Source organism: Roseiflexus sp. RS-1 (genome assembly GCF_000016665.1).
In the GTDB taxonomy this organism is placed as follows: Bacteria; Chloroflexota; Chloroflexia; order Chloroflexales; family Roseiflexaceae; genus Roseiflexus.
The window spans coordinates 306,777-325,464 of record NC_009523.1 but is presented as its reverse complement, the minus strand read 5'-3'; the positions used below and the strand labels follow the sequence as shown (position 1 = coordinate 325,464).

13 protein-coding genes are annotated in these 18,688 nt (G+C 60.9%); 11 read left to right on the top strand and 2 right to left on the bottom strand.

Annotated features, from left to right (window positions below; all coding sequences use genetic code 11):
• Positions 1-34 precede the first annotated feature (34 nt).
• From ROSERS_RS01310 to rsmA, 4 genes are all read left to right on the top strand, one after another.
• Positions 35-985 carry an RluA family pseudouridine synthase gene (locus ROSERS_RS01310; RefSeq protein ID WP_011955048.1) on the top strand — a complete coding sequence of 317 codons (951 nt, stop codon included), beginning with the start codon at positions 35-37 and terminating at the stop codon, positions 983-985.
• 107 nt (positions 986-1,092) lie between these two features.
• The gene (gene mdh / locus ROSERS_RS01305) at positions 1,093-2,022 is read left to right on the top strand and encodes a malate dehydrogenase (protein WP_011955047.1); all 930 of its coding nucleotides are present in this window, start codon (positions 1,093-1,095) and stop codon (positions 2,020-2,022) included.
• A gap of 269 nt (positions 2,023-2,291) precedes the next feature.
• Positions 2,292-4,067 carry a GAF domain-containing sensor histidine kinase gene (locus tag ROSERS_RS01300; RefSeq protein ID WP_011955046.1) on the top strand — a complete coding sequence of 592 codons (1,776 nt, stop codon included), beginning with the start codon at positions 2,292-2,294 and terminating at the stop codon, positions 4,065-4,067.
• Positions 4,064-4,957: a 16S rRNA (adenine(1518)-N(6)/adenine(1519)-N(6))-dimethyltransferase RsmA gene (gene rsmA / locus ROSERS_RS01295; protein WP_011955045.1), complete on the top strand. Its 894-nt coding sequence runs from the start codon at positions 4,064-4,066 to the stop codon at positions 4,955-4,957. Before ROSERS_RS01300 ends, rsmA begins: the two co-directional genes overlap by 4 nt.
• 639 nt (positions 4,958-5,596) lie before the next feature.
• On the opposite strand, the gene ROSERS_RS01290 is transcribed toward rsmA, so the two are convergent.
• Positions 5,597-6,268, bottom strand: coding sequence for an HAD-IA family hydrolase (locus ROSERS_RS01290; RefSeq protein ID WP_011955044.1), 672 nt, complete (start codon positions 6,266-6,268; stop codon positions 5,597-5,599).
• A gap of 55 nt (positions 6,269-6,323) precedes the next feature.
• Positions 6,324-7,709: an LCP family protein gene (locus tag ROSERS_RS01285; RefSeq protein WP_011955043.1), complete on the bottom strand. Its 1,386-nt coding sequence runs from the start codon at positions 7,707-7,709 to the stop codon at positions 6,324-6,326.
• 174 nt (positions 7,710-7,883) lie between these two features.
• Between ROSERS_RS01285 and ROSERS_RS01280 the strand changes: the two genes are divergently transcribed.
• The 7 genes from ROSERS_RS01280 (at position 7,884) to ROSERS_RS01245 (ending at position 18,687) form a co-directional block, all read left to right on the top strand.
• A complete protein-coding gene (locus ROSERS_RS01280; RefSeq protein ID WP_232282738.1) occupies positions 7,884-8,978 on the top strand; it encodes a metallophosphoesterase in 1,095 nt (364 codons plus the stop codon).
• 190 nt (positions 8,979-9,168) lie between these two features.
• Positions 9,169-10,226, top strand: a protein-coding gene (locus ROSERS_RS24580) for an IS5-like element ISRfsp3 family transposase (RefSeq protein ID WP_085979421.1) whose coding sequence is annotated in 2 segments (ribosomal slippage) — positions 9,169-9,700 and positions 9,700-10,226 — 1,059 coding nt in all. Because the reading frame shifts where the segments join, the coding sequence is not laid out codon by codon here.
• A 550-nt stretch (positions 10,227-10,776) separates the two neighbouring features.
• On the top strand, positions 10,777-11,199 hold the full coding sequence (locus ROSERS_RS01265; RefSeq protein WP_011955041.1) for a DUF3054 domain-containing protein: 423 nt from the start codon (positions 10,777-10,779) through the stop codon (positions 11,197-11,199).
• Between the two features lie 55 nt (positions 11,200-11,254).
• Positions 11,255-11,917 (top strand): histidine phosphatase family protein, encoded by a 663-nt coding sequence (locus ROSERS_RS01260; RefSeq protein WP_011955040.1) that lies wholly within the window; start codon positions 11,255-11,257, stop codon positions 11,915-11,917.
• Positions 11,910-12,596, top strand: coding sequence for a Crp/Fnr family transcriptional regulator (locus ROSERS_RS01255; protein ID WP_011955039.1), 687 nt, complete (start codon positions 11,910-11,912; stop codon positions 12,594-12,596). The genes ROSERS_RS01260 and ROSERS_RS01255 overlap by 8 nt, the downstream gene beginning before the upstream one ends.
• 76 nt (positions 12,597-12,672) lie before the next feature.
• Complete coding sequence (locus tag ROSERS_RS01250; RefSeq protein WP_011955038.1) at positions 12,673-15,189, top strand: flippase activity-associated protein Agl23; 2,517 nt, start codon at positions 12,673-12,675, stop codon at positions 15,187-15,189.
• A gap of 57 nt (positions 15,190-15,246) precedes the next feature.
• Positions 15,247-18,687 (top strand): flippase activity-associated protein Agl23, encoded by a 3,441-nt coding sequence (locus ROSERS_RS01245; protein ID WP_011955037.1) that lies wholly within the window; start codon positions 15,247-15,249, stop codon positions 18,685-18,687.
• The last annotated feature ends 1 nt before the right edge of the window (position 18,688 follow it).

Genomic DNA, 18,688 nt, shown 5'->3' with positions numbered 1-18,688 from the left:
GCAACACGGTCGGTTCTGTTCAGGCGAGGGTTCTGTGAGCGCTGAAGTGCTGCATCTGGTGGTTGAAGCTGCCAATGAAGGGGATCGGCTAGACCGGTATGTCGCCGATCATGTGCCCGATCTCTCGCGCACCTACGCTCAGCGCCTGATCGAAGCCGCCCAGGTGCTTCTGAACAATCGCCAGGCGCGCCCCAGCACTCCCGTTCATGCCGGCGATACGGTCACGGTGCACCTGCCTGCGCCGCAACCGGTCGGTCTCGTCGCCGAACCGCTCCCACTCCAGATTGTGTACGAGGATCGGGACGTCGTCGTGATCGATAAGCCAGCAAGCATGGTTGTGCATCCTGCGCCCGGTCACGACCGTGGCACACTGGTCAATGCGCTCATTGCGCGCTACCCGGAGATGGCGATCAATGGCGATATGCGCCCCGGCATTGTGCATCGCCTGGATCGCGATACGTCGGGGTTGCTGGTGGCAGCGCGCAATGAGCGCGCGCTGCGGTCGTTGCAGGCGCAACAGCAGGCGCGCACCATGCTGAAAATCTATCTCGCGGTCGTCGAGGGGCGGATGCCCGAACTCGAAGGGGTGATCGATGCACCAATCGCGCGCCATCCGACCGACCGGGTGCGCATGGCGGTGGTTGCCGGCGGCAGACCGGCGCGAACTCACTGGCGCGTCCTCGAAGACCTGGGAGAGTACACACTGATCGAAGCGCGATTGGAGACCGGACGCACCCATCAGATCCGGGTGCACTGTGCATCACGCAACCGGCCCATCCTCGGCGATCCGCTGTACGGTCCGAAGCGCCCGCGGGCGACGTTCGGATTGACGCGCCAGTTTCTCCATGCGCATCGCCTTGGTTTCAAATTGCCATCCGGCGGCGAGTGGGTCGAGTTTACGTCGCCCCTGCCTGCCGATCTGGAAGCGGCGCTTGCCAGGCTCCGCCAGAGCGCGCGCGCTGCGGTCAGGCGCGTGTCGTCATGAGCGCAGGATCAAATGAAAGCCGAAAGGTCGCGATCGCTCCATAACCAGGTTCATTCCACCACTGCAATGGTGCAGAAGTCGTCTCTTTGAAGCGAAGAGGAGAAGCCATGAGACCGAAAATCTCGATCATTGGCGCGGGTTTCGTCGGTTCAACCGCCGCTCACTGGATCGCATCCAAAGAACTGGGCGATGTTGTGCTGGTCGATATTATCGAGGGTGTGCCGCAGGGAAAAGGGCTTGATCTGCTGCAGGCTGGACCGATCGAAGGGTTTGACGTGAAGATCACCGGCACGAACGATTACAGTGCGACTGCCGGTTCCGACATTATTGTTGTGACGTCGGGCGCACCGCGCAAGCCCGGCATGAGCCGCGAAGATCTCATCCGGGTCAATGCCGATATTACGCGCGACTGTATCTCCAAAGCGGCGCCGCTTTCGCCCAACGCGATCATCATTATGGTGAACAATCCGCTCGACACAATGACCTACCTGGCGAAGCAGGTCAGCGGCTTCCCGAAGAATCGGGTCGTGGGGCAGGCTGGCGTGCTGGACACGGCGCGCTATCGGACATTCATCGCCATGGAGGCGGGCGTATCGGTCGAAGACATCCAGGCAATGCTGATGGGCGGTCACGGCGATGAGATGGTGCCGTTGCCGCGCTTCACAACCATCAGCGGCATACCGGTGACCGAGTTCATCAGCAAGGAGCGGCTCGATGCCATTGTTGATCGCACCCGCAAAGGCGGCGGTGAAATCGTCAATCTGCTCAAAACCGGCAGCGCCTACTACGCTCCGAGCGCTGCAACCGTGCAGATGGTCGAAGCCATTCTGCGCGACAAGAAGCGTGTGCTACCCTGCTCCTGCTACCTGGAAGGGGAGTATGGCTTGAACGACATCTACTTCGGCGTGCCGTGCGTGCTCGGTGCGGGCGGTGTGGAGCGCGTGCTGGAACTGCCGTTGAACGATGAGGAGATGGCGCTGGTGAAGAAGAGCGCCGAAGCGGTGAGTTCGTCGATTGCCGCGCTCAAGGCAATGTGACAGGATCGGCGGGCGCGTCTCACGTGAGGCGCGCCTGCACCGTTCGCCGGTGTGGTTGATGCACACGAACTGATTGCGCGTATGAGTCCACTGCAAAAAGGCTATGTCACCGCAGAGGCGCAGCGTCCGCAGAGGAAAATGCTATAACGAGTCGCTCAAACGCATGCTTCACCGCACATACATTTCGTTTGTGAAGTTCTCTGCGCGCTCGGCGTCTCAGCGGTGCGTTTTTGCAGTGAAGTTGCGTATGTAATGCCAGAGTAGCGCCCATGGACGCAGCAGAGCACATCCCATTCTCGTCGAAGATCTCGCTGCAACGCCAGATGCTTGGCGGCGATCGCTTCTACAACCTGTCGCGGTGGGGCGTCACGGCGCTGCTCATCGGGATCGTGCGCCTGATCTCCGGTGAGCCGCTCTGGCCCCCTTCTGCGGCGCAAAGCCCGATGATCGTCGTGATGTGGGGGTATGTGCTTTTTACGGCGCTCATGACGATCCTGGTGTTCATTCCGTCGGTTGCGTCGCTGTTGCGGTTCAGTTTTGCCCTCGATATCCTGACGCTGCTTCTGCTAACCCTGTTCAACCCCGATCCGCGTGAGGTGCTGTATCCGCTCTTCCTCCTGCCGCTGGTCAACGCAGCGTTTCGCCTGAATTCATCGGCGAGTTTGCTGACGGGGTTGATCACAGCGTTTGCCTATATCGGTGCATACCTGATTGCACGGATCGGTCCGGGCAATGGTTCGATTCCGGGTGATCCTCTGGGATACGTCGGGCTGGCGCTGCGGGCGCTGGCGCTTGTCTTTATTCCCTGGATCACCGGCGGGCTGGCGGAGCGCTGGAGCGCCAGCAACCGGTTGAGCGTGGCGCTGGCGGAAGAAAAAGCGGCGCAGGCGCTGCGCGAGGCGAATGCCTACCGCGATCAGACGCGCGCCCTGTATGAAGCAGCCTATACGCTCGCAACCACCAATGATTACCAGAACGTCCTCGAAGTGGCGCTCGATGAAAGCCAGAAACTGGCGCCGTATACCTGCGGGATCGTGCTCCTCTCCACCGGACAGCCCAATCAGTTGTTCGTGGCAGCATCACGCGGGCTGGACGCCGACGACCGGGAACGTTCCATCACGGTTGCAGGCGGTGCACTCGGTCAGGCGCTGCGGGAATCGAACCCGCTGACGTTCGACGATATTCAGCACGACCCTGAATTGATGCTGTTCACGTCGTTGCAACGCTGTCATACCGCCTGCCTGATCCCATTGCGCTTCGGGTTGAACATCTACGGCACAATGGTCTTTGCACGTGAGCGCGACGGCGCATTTACCGACGAAGAAGTCGAAAAACTGGCGGCGCTGGCGTCATATGCGCTGGTCGCGCTCCAGAATGCGCAACTGATCTACGACCTCCAGCAGGAACGCACCAAACTTCTTTCGAAGGAAGAAGAGGTGCGCCACCAGCTGGCGCGTGACCTGCACGATGGACCGGCGCAGGCGCTGGCGGCGATCACGATGAATGTCGAGTTTATCAAACGCCTCCTCGACCGCGATCCGCAGCGCGTGCTGCCCGAACTCGACAAACTGGGGCAACTCGCCAAGCGCACCACGCACGAGGTGCGTACCATGCTGTTCGAACTGCGCCCACTGGCGCTCGAAACCCAGGGTCTCGACGTGACATTGCAGCAGTACTTCGAGCGGTTCCGCGATAATCCGACCAAAATCATCCTCGAAGCGGATAAGATCGATGCGCACCTCGACACCAAAGTCGAAGGCACGCTATTCAACATTATTCAGGAGGCGGTCAATAACGCGCTGAAGCACGCAAAAGCGCAACATATCCGGGTGCGCCTGATCCAGACGCCCACCACCCTCGAAACCATCATCGAGGATGACGGACGCGGCTTCGATGTTGAGAAGGTGCGCGCCAGTTACGATCAGCGCGGTTCATTTGGTCTGTTGAATATCGAGGAACGCGCGTCGCTGATGGGCGGCGTCGCCGAGGTGACTTCCACGCCGGGCAAAGGCACCAGGTGGAAGGTGATCGTGCCGCTCCGATGACGGTCAGCAATCCATACCTCTCACGCGCACGGGTGCGTGCTGCACTGCACGCCCTGGGACTTCGCCCCTCCCGCAGCATGGGACAAAACTTCCTGATCGATGGTGCAGCGCTGGCGACGATTGTCACTGCTGCAGCGTTGACCGCCGACGACACCGTTGTCGAAGTTGGTCCCGGTCTCGGCGTGCTGACGTGGGAACTGGTGCAGCGCGCCCGCACCGTCGTCGCTGTCGAACTCGACCGTCGTCTGGCGGAACGGTTGCGCACCGAGTTTCGCACCTTCCCGAATCTGGCAATCATCCAGGGTGATGTCTTGCGCCTGCCGCCAGCAACGATCCTGGCAGAACACGATCCTGATGCGGCATCCGGCGCACGACCGTACAAGGTGGTTGCGAATCTGCCGTATGCGATTACCTCGGCAGCGCTCCGGCACTTCCTCAGCACCCCGCTCCGTCCAACGCTGATGGTTGTGCTGGTGCAGCAGGAAGTTGCCGCGCGCATCTGCGCACGCGCAGGTGATCTGAGTGTGCTGGCGCATGCGGTTCAGATCTACGCCGAGCCGGAGATCGTCGCGCGCGTTCCGGCGTCGAGTTTCTTCCCTGCACCAGAAGTTGATTCGAGCGTGCTGCGCCTGCGGATCCATCCCCAGCCCGCAGTCGTTTCCGACCAGCCGGAAGCGCTCCTGCGCCTGATCAAAGCCGGTTTCCTCCATCCGCGCAAGCAGTTGGGCAATGCACTGCCGGGAGGCATGGCAGCGATGGGCATGAAGATCGACAGGCAGCGGGTGCTGGATGCGCTTGCCGCTGCCGGAATCGATCCGACCCGACGCGCTGAGACAGTCACACTCGAAGAGTGGGGCGCGGTGTATCGCGCATTACATCACATCTGGTAGAACACAAGCTGCGCTGTTTGCCACGGATCAAGGGCGTTTTGCCCTCGTGGGACAGCCGGGGGCGCGATGCCTTCGCTCCTGTGAAAATTGCTGTGGAGATGAAGAAGATTGAGAATTATAGCGATGTGCAGAATGATTGAACCACGTACATCCTGGGTGCGCGGGCGTCCACGCCCGCACGAGGAGACTGCGAGTTGATGAAGATTGAGAATTTACAGCAGTTCTCAGATACGTTGACCCCTGTCTGGCCCGCCGTGTCGCGCGAGGCGCCCGCTTCCGGCAGAGTGTAGACCGAAATTATGGTCTTTAAGTAATTATTCCGCTCCAGCCCGCGCAGGCGGGCTTTGCCTTGTCTAGCCGGGGGCTTATGGTTTTTGAGTAATTATTCCGCTCCAGCCCGCGCAGGCGGGCTTTGCCTTGTCTAGCCGGGGGCTTATGGTTTTTGAGTAATTATTCCGCTCCAGCCCGCGCAGGCGGGCTTTGCCTTGTCTAGCCGGGGGCTTCAGCCCCACGGCTCGTTCGGTATAGCGGATTAATTCTCAATCTCCATGAGTCCGACGGCAAGAGGTGCTTACCGGAATAAATCTCAATCTTCATCATCCTGTCGATCGAGATTTGGTATCATCCCCTCGCGGTGCACTATCCCTCCAGCCATGCCGCAAATGCCAGCAGATCCGGCACATCGACCAGCGGCGCCGGACCATCCGGCGGCAACGGTTCGTGTTTGCGGTTGATCCACGCGACCGGCAATCCCATCTGCACTGCTGGAACGACATCGTGGAAATGACTCTGCGCAGCGTGCAACCAGCGCAACCCGCCGATCCGTTCACGTGCAGCGATGAAATGACCGGTCGCAGGTTTGTACGAACCAACCTGCTGCGCCGTGACGATCAGATCGATCGGCGCGGTGAAATGCCGGATTGTCGCTTCGAGCAGATCGTCATCCACATTCGACAGGATCCCCAGCCGATACCCGGCGGCGTACAACCGCTCCAGCGCCGGGTTCGTGTCGGCGAATGGGGGCCACTCTGGTAACCTCGACGCGAAAAACCTGGCGGTATCATCGTCCATGGGCCAGCCAAGGGTTGCGGCAGCGCGTTGTGCTGTTTCCGCCAGCACCTGGCGATACGGGCGATATTCAGCGGATTGGACCTGCGGCTCGATCGCATGATAGGCAGTGAGCGCCGCATTGAGATCAACCTCAACACCGACGCGCCTGGCGGCGGCGGCGAACCCTTCTTGAATGCCGCGATCCCAGTCGATCAACGTGCCATAACAGTCGAACGTGATAACATCGTACTCACGGGTCATTGTTGTGCTCCTGGAGATGTCTGGCGAAACTTCTGCGCGGAAACTGTGATAAACGTTACTTCACCTGATCCCGTCCCAGCACGACAATAATGTCAACCGTCGGGTTCACGCCGTCGGGCACGCCGCGACGAATCCCGGCATGCAGCAGCGTCGCCAGGCGACGTGCAGTAGCAGGCTTGCCGGTAACATCATACACGATGGTGTCGGGCATATCGCTGCGTGGCGCATCGGCTGCTGGCACAACTGTGAACCCTGCCGCTTCCAGTTCACCGCTGACGCGCCGCGCCAATCCGGCGACGCCGGCGCCGTTCAACACCTGGATGCGCGCCTGTTCGGTTTCGACCCCCGGCGCCGCCAGAAAATCACGCACAACCGCGCGCACCTCCGCAGGATCCCAGAGAATGTCCGAGCCGATCTCGCGGAAGTTGGGCGCGGTATCGGGCGCGAGCCGGTACTGCCCGATCGCCGCAGGATCCAGACCGGTTGTGATCCACCCGATCCCCAGGATCATATCGAGGCGCGACAGCGGCAGCGTGGTGGTAAAGGCGCCGTCGAGCGCGCGACCGAGCGCGGGAACAAGCAATGCTGCGCCGAGTGGACCCCGCGCGCGCAGTTCATCGACAACGGCGCGAATGACCTGCTGCTGACGCCCGGCGCGCTCAAAATCACTGTCGGCGTGGCGGGTGCGCGCATAGATCAGTGCTCGCGCTCCATCCATCCGCTGCGGTCCGGGTTCAAACTCGACGCGAACTGTACCGAAATCGGGGGTCGGATAGGCATCATCGACAATCCGCCGCGGTACATCGATGGTCACGCCGCCAAGCGCATCGATCACCCGCGCAAAACCGTCAAAATTGATCTGCGCCGTGTAATGGATGGGAAGATCAAGAAACTGCCCGACCGTCTCGGCGGTCAGCGCCATCCCTCCCTGCGCAGGAGTCACCCCTTCGCCGTAGAGTTTTCCGGCCGCCGCATAGCCGTAGCCATACGCAACATTGATCTTGGCGGGACCGATATCCCGCAGTTCGACGCGCGTATCGCGCGGGATGGAGAGCAGACTGACGCGCCGACCGATTGTATCGAGATGGACGACAATCAGCGTATCGCTGCGCACCCCCTCTTCCGGGTGATCGGGGCGTTCATCGACGCCGATCAACAGGATGTTGACTCCTGTCCCCGGCGGATTGAGCGGAGGAAACGGACGGGAGTCGGCGACGATCAGCGGCGCGACGGCAGCAGCGAACTGCCAGTACGCCAGTGCGATAAGGAGCGCCAGCAGCACGACGCCTGCCAGCAGCGCGCGACGAATGCGTCGCCAGATGCTTCGCCGGGAGGGCGGCGCAGTGACCGGCGCGTGGCGGCGCATGACGATCGTGTCGCCAGTGTAAGCGCGATTGCGGGAGCGCCGATCCCGTGGCTCGTTTTCGTATGGTTCGTTCATTACGCAGAAGACCCATCCTCCATCTTCATCAATTCTCCTCCAGGACTGCACAAAAGTATAGCGCATGGCGGCGAGAATCAACCTGACAGGCGCCTGCTACCGCATATCAGAAAGCGCTCATCGATTTGTAAACTTGTTGTGGTATCCTGCGGGAGTGAGAAGGTTGAACGTTGGATGCTGACCGCGCGTCAGGCATCATTCTGCACCTGTCGCCTGGAGAAACTTTTCGAGGTTGCCATGATCACACTGCGCACTGCATCGAAACCTTCATTCATCGCAGCAAAGGAATACCACGTGCCAATCGAAACACACCCGCACGAACCGCACCCGATCGGGGTTCGTCCGCGCAAGCGTCGACCGTTGCGTGGGCGCCAGACGATCGAAGCGACCAAACTGCACGTTAACCGGGGATGGATTGGGCTTGGCGCGGTCGTGGCCGCCGCAGGGATGGCAGGGATCAATCTGTTTGGCTGGCCCATCGCTGCGGCAGGCGGTGCTTTCGGCGCGGCTGCGCTCGGGCATATGCTGCTGGGAGAACCGGCGCGCCCGATCCTGGAGCGTGTGACCCTGCGCGTCCCGGCGCTGCCGCCCGAACTCGACGGATTGCGCATCGGACATCTGACCGATAGCCACCTCGGTTTTCGCTACAGTGAAGCGAACCTGGCATGGGGCATCGCACAGATGCAACGCGAGCGCCCCGACCTGATCGTGTTCACCGGCGACATCGTCACCCATCACTGGGCAATTCCTGATGTTCCGCGCCTGCTGCGCGGGTTGGAAGCGCCGCTCGGCGTCTATGCCGTGCCAGGCAATCACGACCACTGGGAAGGACTGGCAGACCTGCACGCTGCGCTAACACTGGCAAATATTCCACTGCTGCTGAATGAGCATCGCCATCTGTCGTGGAACGGCGGCGATCTCTGGTTGATCGGCATCGATGATGTGTGGGACGGTCGTCCATCGTTGCGTCAGGCGTTGCGCGGCGTCCCCGCTCACGGGTTCAAACTGCTCCTGTCGCATGCGCCCGATATTGCCGAAAGCGCAGCACATGCCGGCATTCACGTGCAACTGTCGGGGCATACCCACGGCGGGCATCTGCGGCTGCCGCTGCTCGGTCCGTTCACCCTGCCGCGGTATGGCAAACGCTACGTCATTGGCGAGTACCAGGTGGATGGACTGACCCTCTACGTCTCGCGCGGTCTGGGGGGGGCGCCGCTCCGCCTGCTCTGCCCTCCCGAAGCGACGATCATCACCCTGCGATGCTGCTGACATGGAGATTGAGCATTGAATCCGGTATGCCGAATGAGCCATCGGGCTGATGAAGATTGAGCATTTATAGCAGTTCTCACAGAGGTTGAACCTGTTGGGCAAGGTTGAACACTCCTCGGACGACCGCAATAGACATCATCAAGATTTAGTGATATACTATTTTTGTACAATCTGAAAATGGAGAAAAACGATGTGTAAGTATCGATCCATTATCGAAAATCCGGAGAAATTACGCTCTATGACCGGACTGACCGTTGAAGAGTTCCACGCGCTGGTTCCGATCTTCCACGCCGCATTTGAAGCGTATATGAAACGTCGCACGATTGATGGCCGCGTCCGATATTGTCGTCGCTACGTCTCGTATGCAAACTCGCCGCTTCCGACAACAGAAGATAAATTGCTCTTTATTTTGACCTACTTAAAACAAAACCCAACGCAAGTGATGCACGGACACCTCTTTCAAATGAGCCAATCAAACGTAAGCAAATGGGTGCATCTTTTGCACGGAGCGCTGAACTATGCGCTTTCACAGCAAAATCTCCTGCCTGCGCGCACTGCCGACGACCTGGCGAGGCGATTGCAGGAAGAACCGTCGTGTGAAGAACCGTCGTGTGAAGAACCGTCGTGTGAAGAACCGTCGTGTGAAGAACCGTCGTGTGAAGAACCGTCGTGTGAAGAACCGTCGTGTGAAGAACCGTCGCATGCGACAAAAGCGCCCCCCTTTTTATCCATGACGGCGTAGAACGTCCCATTCGCCGTCCAAGCGACAAAGTCGACCGGGAGTTGTATTACAGCGGTAAGAAGAAACGACATACGCTTAAGAACGTTCTCATCATTGATGAGTTTGGCTCTATTCACTTTTTGAGTGACACCTACGAAGGAAGGGTCCACGATAAATGTATTGCGGATGAAGCGGGATACACCCTTCCAAACGCGAGCATTCTCTATCAAGACGCCGGATTTCAAGGATTTACCCTGCCTGGCGTCCAGATTATGCAGCCAAAGAAGAAGCCGCGCAATGGAACCCTCACGCCGCAGGAAAAGGAGGAAAACCGGCGTATCTCATCCGTTCGCGTTCGTATTGAACATGTTATCGGCGATATCAAGCGGTATCGAATCATTCACGACATTATCCGCTTCAGTTGTTCCGAATTTCGGGATATGGTCATGGAAACATGTTGCGGGCTGCATAACTTCCGAATTTGGCTGAAACGCAAAAAGCAGTCCAAAAATCAAAACGAATCTTGATGAAGTCTAATGAACATCGCGCTTCCCCTGCGGCGACCGAAATAATGGTCTTTGAATAAATAATCCGGTATAGCCCGCGCAGGCGGGCTTTGCCCTGGTTAGCCGAGGGCTGATGGTCTTTGAATAAATAATCCGGTATAGCCCGCGCAGGCGGGCTTCGCCCTGGCTAGCCGAGGGCTTCAGCCCCACGGCTAGCGCAGTATAGCGGATTTAATTTTCAATCTCCATCAGCCCCACGGCTAGCGCAGTATAGCGGATTTAATTTTCAATCTCCATAATTTCGGTCTACACTCCGCCAGAAACGGGCGTCTGGCGCGACACGGCAGACGCAGACAAGGATCAACGTATCTGAGAACTGCTATAATTGCTTAGAGTTTACAGGCATCTACCCGCCCCGCCTGGCTTGTTTTTGCGACCGTCGCCAGCATGGAGGGCGCACAGGAGGCATTCTGGCATTGCAGGGCAAGGCGCAGTTTTTGCAAGGCGCTGCGATTTCCAGTTCCCGGTTCCTGGTTCTCAGTTCCTGGTTCTCAAAACGGAGGAACGAGCGGTGGCATTTCACGAACAGTCTCATCCCTCACCGGTTGTCGCGCGTCGAACAGTGCTGCTCGTGGTCGGTGACGCGCTGGCGCTGCTGATCTTTGCCGCCCTCGGTCGCGCCAGTCACGGCGAGGATGCGGGGTTGACGGCGCTGGCGCAGGTTGCGGAAACGGCGGCGCCCTTCATTGTCGGGTGGTTTGCCGTCGCTCCGTTGTTCGGCACGTATCGCACTCAGGTGACCGGCGCACTGCAACCGATGCTGGCGCGCACGGCGCTGACCTGGCTCATCGCCTGGCCCATCGGGCTTGGGTTGCGCGCCCTGATCCGGCAGACGACCATTCCGGTCTCGTTCGCCCTGGTGACGTTTGTAACCGTGCTGGCGATCATGTCTCTCTGGCGCGGCGCGTTTGCGCTGATTGCCGCCCGTCGATGAAAGCGCGTTGCAGAAAGCAGAGGATCGCATCGAAACGGTCCTTTCGAGAGGCATCATGATTACCAATCTCTATCTGATCCGTCATGGCGAAGCGTACTCGAACGTGGAGCCAATCATGGGCGGGATGCAGGGCGACCGCGGATTGACGGAGCGGGGCATCGCGCAGGTTGAGGCACTGGCGCGCCGGCTGGCGAAGGGGGAGATCGCCGCTGATGTCCTGTATGCCAGCACCCTGCCACGCGCTCGAATGACCGCCGAACCGGTGGCGGAGGCGCTCAATCTTCCGATCCACTGGGACGACGATCTGCAGGAACTGCGTCCTGGTGAGGCGGACGGGCTGCATATCGATGAAGCGCGCGCGCGCTTCCCGCAGATGAGCCTCTTCTTCAAAGAGTATTTTACGCCCATCGCTCCTGGCGGTGAAAGTTGGGCCAGTTTTCAGTTTCGCGCGTCGGCAGCGCTCGAACGTCTGGTGACGCGCCATCACGGTGAAACCATCGTCGCCGTCTGTCACGGCGGCATTGTCGAAGTGTCGTTTCTCTTCATGCTTGGGCTTGGTCCTCAGGTGCGCGGACGCAATGCCTTCCACATACGCAATACCGCAATCACGCACTGGCGCCAGGTCACAAGCCGCGATGGACGGCTGGAATGGCAGTTAATCGCGCATAACGACTGCTGGCATCTACGCAACCTGGAGCCTGAACAGAGCCATGCCTGATGCGCACGATCCACTTCCTCCGGTTGACATCATTAGCGACGCCGATCTCTTCCCGCAGTTGATGGCGGCGCTGCGTGATATGCACGGCGAGATCGCGGCAGTTCAGCGACCCGCCGGTTATATATTCTATGGTCTGGAAGACCCGGGCGCGGAGATGTACCTGTTGTACCGCGGGCGCGTTCGTCTCTACACAATTTCGCCAGAGGGACGCGCACTCACCGTTCTGCTGCTCGATGCGCCAGCAGTGTTCGGCGAGGTGACGCTGGCGGAGGGTGCGCATTACGATAGTTATGCGGTCAGCGTCACTCCCTGCACGGTCGGGGTGGTGCGACGCGACGCGCTCCGTCGGGCGTTGCAGGCGCAACCGTCGCTCGCCCTGCGCTTCATGACGGTGATGAGTCGCCGCCTGCGCGCTATCGAGCGTAAACTGTCCGATATTGCCTTCAAGAGCGTGCCGCAACGCCTGGCGGCTGCGCTGCTGGGGTTGTGGGCCGAACGGCGCGACATGCCCCCTACTGTGCGTTCGACCCATCAGCAACTCGCCGAACTGATCGGGTCGCACCGCGAAACGGTCACAAAAGCGATTGGCGATTTTCGCGCCGCCGGGTTGATCCGGGTCGATGACGATGCGATTCATCTGGTCGATCTGGTGCGACTCGGCGATCTGGCGTATTCGTGACCCCGGATTTGCGATAGCGCTCGTGGATCGTGTACAATCTCGCCGGGGGCGAATCCGGAGGTCGTTGAGCTGAACCATGTCGATTGCCGAACTTCCGTCACGGGTCACCGTAACGCCTGACGAGAGCACAATCCCCGCAATGGCGCGCCCGCGTGCAGCGACGCTCACGCTCGAACAGGCTGCGTATCTTGTTATCCTCCTCCTGGCGCTGGTTTCGCGATTGTGGGGGTTGGGCGACCGCGCACTGCATCACGATGAGACGCTGCACGCCTTCTTTTCGTGGCTGATCTTTCGTGGCGAAGGGTATGTGCACGATCCGTTGCTCCACGGTCCTTTCCTCTATTTCTTTGGGGCATTGATCTATTTCCTCTTCAGCGTCAGCGATGCCACGGCGCGCCTGGGTCCGGCGCTGTTCGGCGTGGCGCTGGTGATGATGCCCTATCTGCTGCGGCGTGAGTTGGGACGTAGCGCGGCACTGCTGGCATCGCTCTATCTCCTGATCTCCCCCGCCTTCATGTATATCGCGCGCTTCATCCGTCACGATCCGTACACGATTCTGTTCGAGTTGCTGGCGCTTATCGGCGCGGTGCGCTATGCGACGACCAGACGCCCGCTGTGGCTGTATGTGATGGCCCTCGCACTGGCGTTGATGTTTGTGACGATGGAGACCTTCTTTCTCTATCTTGCGATCTTTGTCCCGCCGGTTGCGCTGGCGTTGTTCTGGAAGGTGTGGAAGCCAGGTGTGGCAGTTCTGGCGGCGCTGGGGATCGCGGTCGTGGCGCTGGTGTTCTGGCTGCCAGGATACCCGGAACGCCCGTTCCCGACCAGCGATACGGTCAATCGGGTTGCCGGACCGTACATCTGCCCAAGTGAACTGCAACCCTTCCCCCCCCCCAACCCGATGCGCGTCGCTCGCCCCGGTCCGATCTTTGGCTGGCCCCCGCTGGCGACGTTTGACAACAATTATGCGCTGTGCGTCCGTCATCAACCGGACGATAATTTCGGTCTCTACTTCATCAAACTTGGCGAGTTCTTCGGGCATCCGGCGATCCTGACCGGGCTTGTGCTGGTCCCGACAACGCTGGCGGCGCTCTGGTGGATCGTCTGGCGACGGCGCGACACGACCGGCATGACCCGTTGGGAACGTGCGCGCGCGAGCGGCGATCCGACGGTCGCGGTTTTTGCAAGTCTGGCGCAGGACCGGCGTCTGTTGATCGCGGGCGGGCTTTTTTTTCTGATTTATACCCTGTTCTTCACCGCATTTCTGACCAATACCGCTGGCGTCATCACCGGTACGACCGGTTCGCTCCTCTACTGGCTGGCGCAGCACGAGGTTGAACGTGGCGGTCAACCGCCGCACTACTACGCGGTGCTGCTGGCGATCTACGAGCCGCTGCTGATCCTGTGGGGTCTGGCGGGTCTGATAATGGTGGGAGCGCTGGGATGGCAACGGCGACGCCACACACGCAACCGCGCCGATCCCGACGCCGATGGAGATGCCGCGCCTGGGCGCGCAACCCTTGACACCGCCACCGCTCCTGGCGGCGCCACAGTGCTGCCGTTTGTCCTGGCGTGGTGGAGTGTAGCTACATTTGCACTCTACTCGTGGGCGGGCGAAAAGATGCCATGGTTGACAGTGCACGTCGCCCTGCCACTCACATTGCTGGGGGCGTGGGCTGCGGGGCGCACGCTGGAATGGTGGCGCCGCGCGGTCGATGATGATGAAGCACGGGATGGATCGGTATTGAGCCAGATCGCACGTCCATTCCCGATCTTCCTGGGGGTGCTGACGGTCATCAGCGCTTATTGTCTGATCCTGCTGAGCGTGACGATCAACGACGCAACGATCAACAGCAATCCGCAACTTGCAGCACTCACGCCATGGATCGCGCCACTCTGGATGATGCTGACCGCGCTGCTCACCGCCGGTGCGTGGATGCTACGCGGGCGACGCTGGGCGCTGGGGGCGCTCATGGCGGGGGTCACGCTGATTGTAGCGGTTTACACGCTGCGCAGCGCGTATCAACTCAGTTTCCGCTACGGCGATGTGCCGCGGGAGATGATGATCTACACCCAGACGTCGCCTGATGTGAAGCGGGTGATCGACCGGCTCGACGAGGCGCTGCGCCGGCGCAGCAACGCAACGACCGCGACGGTCTGGTACGATAACGAGACCGTGTGGGACTGGTACCGCATCCGTTTTGCCCGCACCGAGGAGCAACCGCCGCAACTCCGGCGCGCTCCGGGCGACGATGTGATCGCCGTGCTTATGCTGCTCGAAAACTACGAGAATGAGCAGAATCGCCGTTTTCTGGAAGGGTTCGTGGTGCAACGCTATCCGTTGCGCTGGTGGTTCCCGGAAGAGGAAACGTATCGCCTGCCGCGCGACTGGAGGACGGCCAAGGTGACCGAACGTTCGTCACTCCTGATGCGTCTCCTGCGCCAGCCGTTCGATCCGGTCGTGTCGCGGCAGTTCTGGAACTATATCCTGTACCGCATCCCGCCGCATCCGCTCGGTTCGACCGATTTTGTCATCGCGGTGCGCCCCGAAGCGGCGCCTGAGATCGGGCTGGGTCTCGGCGGCGAGCGGTGAGACGTCCGCAATCGCGCGGTGGCGTCGTTTGGGTTTCAACAGTATCGAGGCGAAACAATGGCGATTCTTTCACGAGATCCGCGCAGCGTCGCAGCTGCTCCCGGCGGGCTGGATCGCCCGTTGAGCCTGGCATGGCTTTCGGTTGATGTGCTGCTGTTCGCACTGCTCATTGTGGCGAGCATCATTGCGCACCTGTACGGGCTTGGACGTATGGCGCTCCACCATGACGAGTCGATCCACGCCTGGATGAGCTGGAAGTTCTACACCGGCGCTGGCGGCTTCGTCTGCTGGGGCGGGCGTGTGTCGGCGACCTACTGCTACGATCCGGTGTATCACGGACCGTCGCTCTATGTGCTGACCCTTTTCTCCTATTTTCTGTTCGGCGATGGCGACCTTCAGGCGCGGTTGCCGCAGGCGCTCGCCGGGATCGCGATGGTCGCTTCCGCCTGGATGTTGCGTCCCTACCTGGGCGCGCGCGGCGCGTTGCTGGCGGGCGTGTTGCTGGCGTTCACGCCGACGCTGCTGTACTACACCCGCTTTGCGCGCCACGATGGGTTGATGGTGCTGTGGACGCTCTGGATCGTGATCGGCTTCTTCCGCTATATCGATACGGCGCAACCGCGGTACCTGTACCTGCTGGCAGTCGGCATCGCGCTGGCGCTGGCCACCCACGAACTCTACTACATTCTGGGGTTCATCTTCGGCTGGTTCCTCATCATCCGCGTGCTGTACGAACTGCTGCCGCGCCGCACCATGACGATTGCCCTCGGTACAATCGCCGTCGTCACAGTGCTGATCGAACTGAGCATCATCAGCGGGTTGTGGTACGGGCGCCTGACGCCGACGCTGCGCGCGGATGGCATTTCGCTGCTCTTCTTCACGGTTGCCAGCGGTGGGTTGATCATGTCGCGGGTGTGGGACCAGACGCCGTTGTTTGTTCCGCGACTCGTCGCGCTGTGGCGCGAGCAACGCGCCCATCTTTGGATTGCGCTTGGCGTGCTGGCAGCGATCTTTGTCGTGCTCTACAGCACATTCTTCGCCGACATGCAGAGCGTGTTCGCCGGACTGTACGCTGGACTGGCGTACTGGCTCGGCTCGCAGCAGGAATATGCACGCGGCGATCAACCGTGGTACTACTATCTGATGCTCATGTCGCTCTATGAGCCGCTGGCATTCTTCGGCGGGCTGGCAGCGACGGTCTACCTCTTTACCCGCGGCGTGCGCCTGCGCCATCACCCTCAGGCCGTTGATGAACCATCGTCTGATGGCGTCGAAACGCCCGATACGCCGCCGCGTGCGTCGGTCGAATCGGCGCCGGAGATGCACACGTCGTTCGCCGGGCGTCCGGCGACGGCGCTGTTTCCACTGTTTCTGGCATTCTGGTTCCTCTGCTCATTTGTGGCATTCTCGTGGGCGGGCGAGAAGATGCCCTGGCTCAACTCGCACATTGCGTTGCCCGCCAATCTGCTCCTGGCATGGGCGCTGGCGCGACTGGGCGCGAGCCTGAACTGGCGAGAACTCGACCGCCGCGCCTGGCTCGTGCCAGCAGCTGTATTCCTGATCGTTACTGCGATTGCAGTGGCGTTCTGGCGTTTCGGTCAGATGAGCGCCGGTCAGCAAGGGCAGGCGAACCTGTTGCAGGGCATCCTGCTGCTTGGACTGATCGGCGGATTGATCTACCTGATCGTCGTGGTTGCGCAGCGGATCGGCGCGCGCGCAACCCTGGCGCTGGGGGCGCTCACCGTTGCGGCGCTCATGGGCGCCTATACCCTGCGCGCCACATGGCTGGTGGTGTACGACCACCCCGATACGCCGGTCGAACCGCTGATCTATACCCAGAGCACACCCGACATCCCGTTGATCGTCGCGCAGATCCGCGACCTGGCGATCAGTCAGACGCGCAATGCCAGGAGCGTGAACGACCCGACCGGCGGACTCTCGATGCCGATCATTATGGATACCGGCGACCCTGCGCAGGACGGGGAAGGGAGTCTTGCCTGGCCCTACCAGTGGTATCTGCGCGATTTCAAGCGGATCGAACTGCGCAATTCGGACGCCTTCCGCGCTGCAACCCCCGAAACATTCCTGGTCGATCCGCCGCAGGGCGCGGGGGAACGCATTCCAGCGCCGGTGGTGATGGTGTCGCGGGTCAGCCTGAACGAAACAGCGCGACAGGCGCTGGAAAACGACTATGTGCGTCTGTACGACACCAAACTGAACTGGTGGTTCCCGGAAGGAAACAAGTGCGATCCGCAGAGTCCCGGCTATAAGCGGTTCTACTTCGCCTATCCGGGCAGCCTGGGGGATGTGAGCAAAGCATGCCCGACGCTGCAACCGCAGGATGTGCCGCCGGTATGGGCGCCGCTGCTCTGGATGTTCGACAGTTCGCACTGGGAGAACACCAGGCGCTACCTGCTGTACCGCGACCTGCCGCAACCGCTGCGTCTCGACGGGCGCGAGATGTCGGTGTGGGTGCGCCGCGACCTGGCGCGCGTCGGCGATGCGCCGGCTGTAGCTGCCACCGGCAGCATCATCAGACTGGTGGCGACCGATATTTTCGGCGAGTTTGGGAACGCGCCGGGGCAACTGGTGCAACCACGCGGCATTGCTATCGACCCGCAGGGGAATATCATCGTTTCGGACAGCGCCAACCATCGCCTGATCGTGTTCGATCCATCCGGCACGCCGATCCGCACCATCGGCAGTTTCGGCAGCGGCGACGGTCAATTCTACGAACCGCGCGGCGTCGCCGTTGACGCTCAGGGGAACATCTATGTCGCCGATACCTGGAATGCGCGCATCGTCAAACTCGACCCGCAGGGAACCTTCCTCGCCAGCTGGGGAGTCGGGCGTGACGATTTCGGCGATGGACGCCGCGCTTCGCCAACCGGCGGCACGCAGGACGCGAACCTTGCCCGACCGCTCGACCTGTTCGGTCCGCGCGGCGTGGCCGTCGACGCCGACGGGAACGTGTATATCGCCGATACCGGCAACAAACGGATCGTGGTCACCGACACCGACGGCAACTACCGCTATCAGTGGGGGTACGACGGCAGCGCATCGGGGCAGTTCAACGAACCGACCGGCGTCGCCGTCGATGAGAACGGCACCGTATTCGTCGCCGACACCTGGAACAGTCGGGTGCAGGCATTTGCGCGCGCCGACAACGGGCAGGTCAGCCCGCTGCCCTACGCCATCTGGCGGGTGCCCGGCTGGCAACCGCAAACCTACGATGATCCGTTCATCGCAGCGCAGGGCGGGCGGGTGCTGGTCAGCGTGCCGGCGCGCAACACCCTGCTGCTGACCGATGACAGCGGCGCGGGGTTGATCTCCTGGGGTGGAACCGGCAGCGATGCCGCTTCGGTCAATCTACCGTGCGGCGTGGCATTCGCGTCAGATGGCTCGGTGCTGGTTGTGGACCGCGGGAACGTGCGGATTATGCGCTTCAGCCTGCCGAATGTTGCGCCATCGGCGCCAACCGACGCACCCCTGCGGTAGT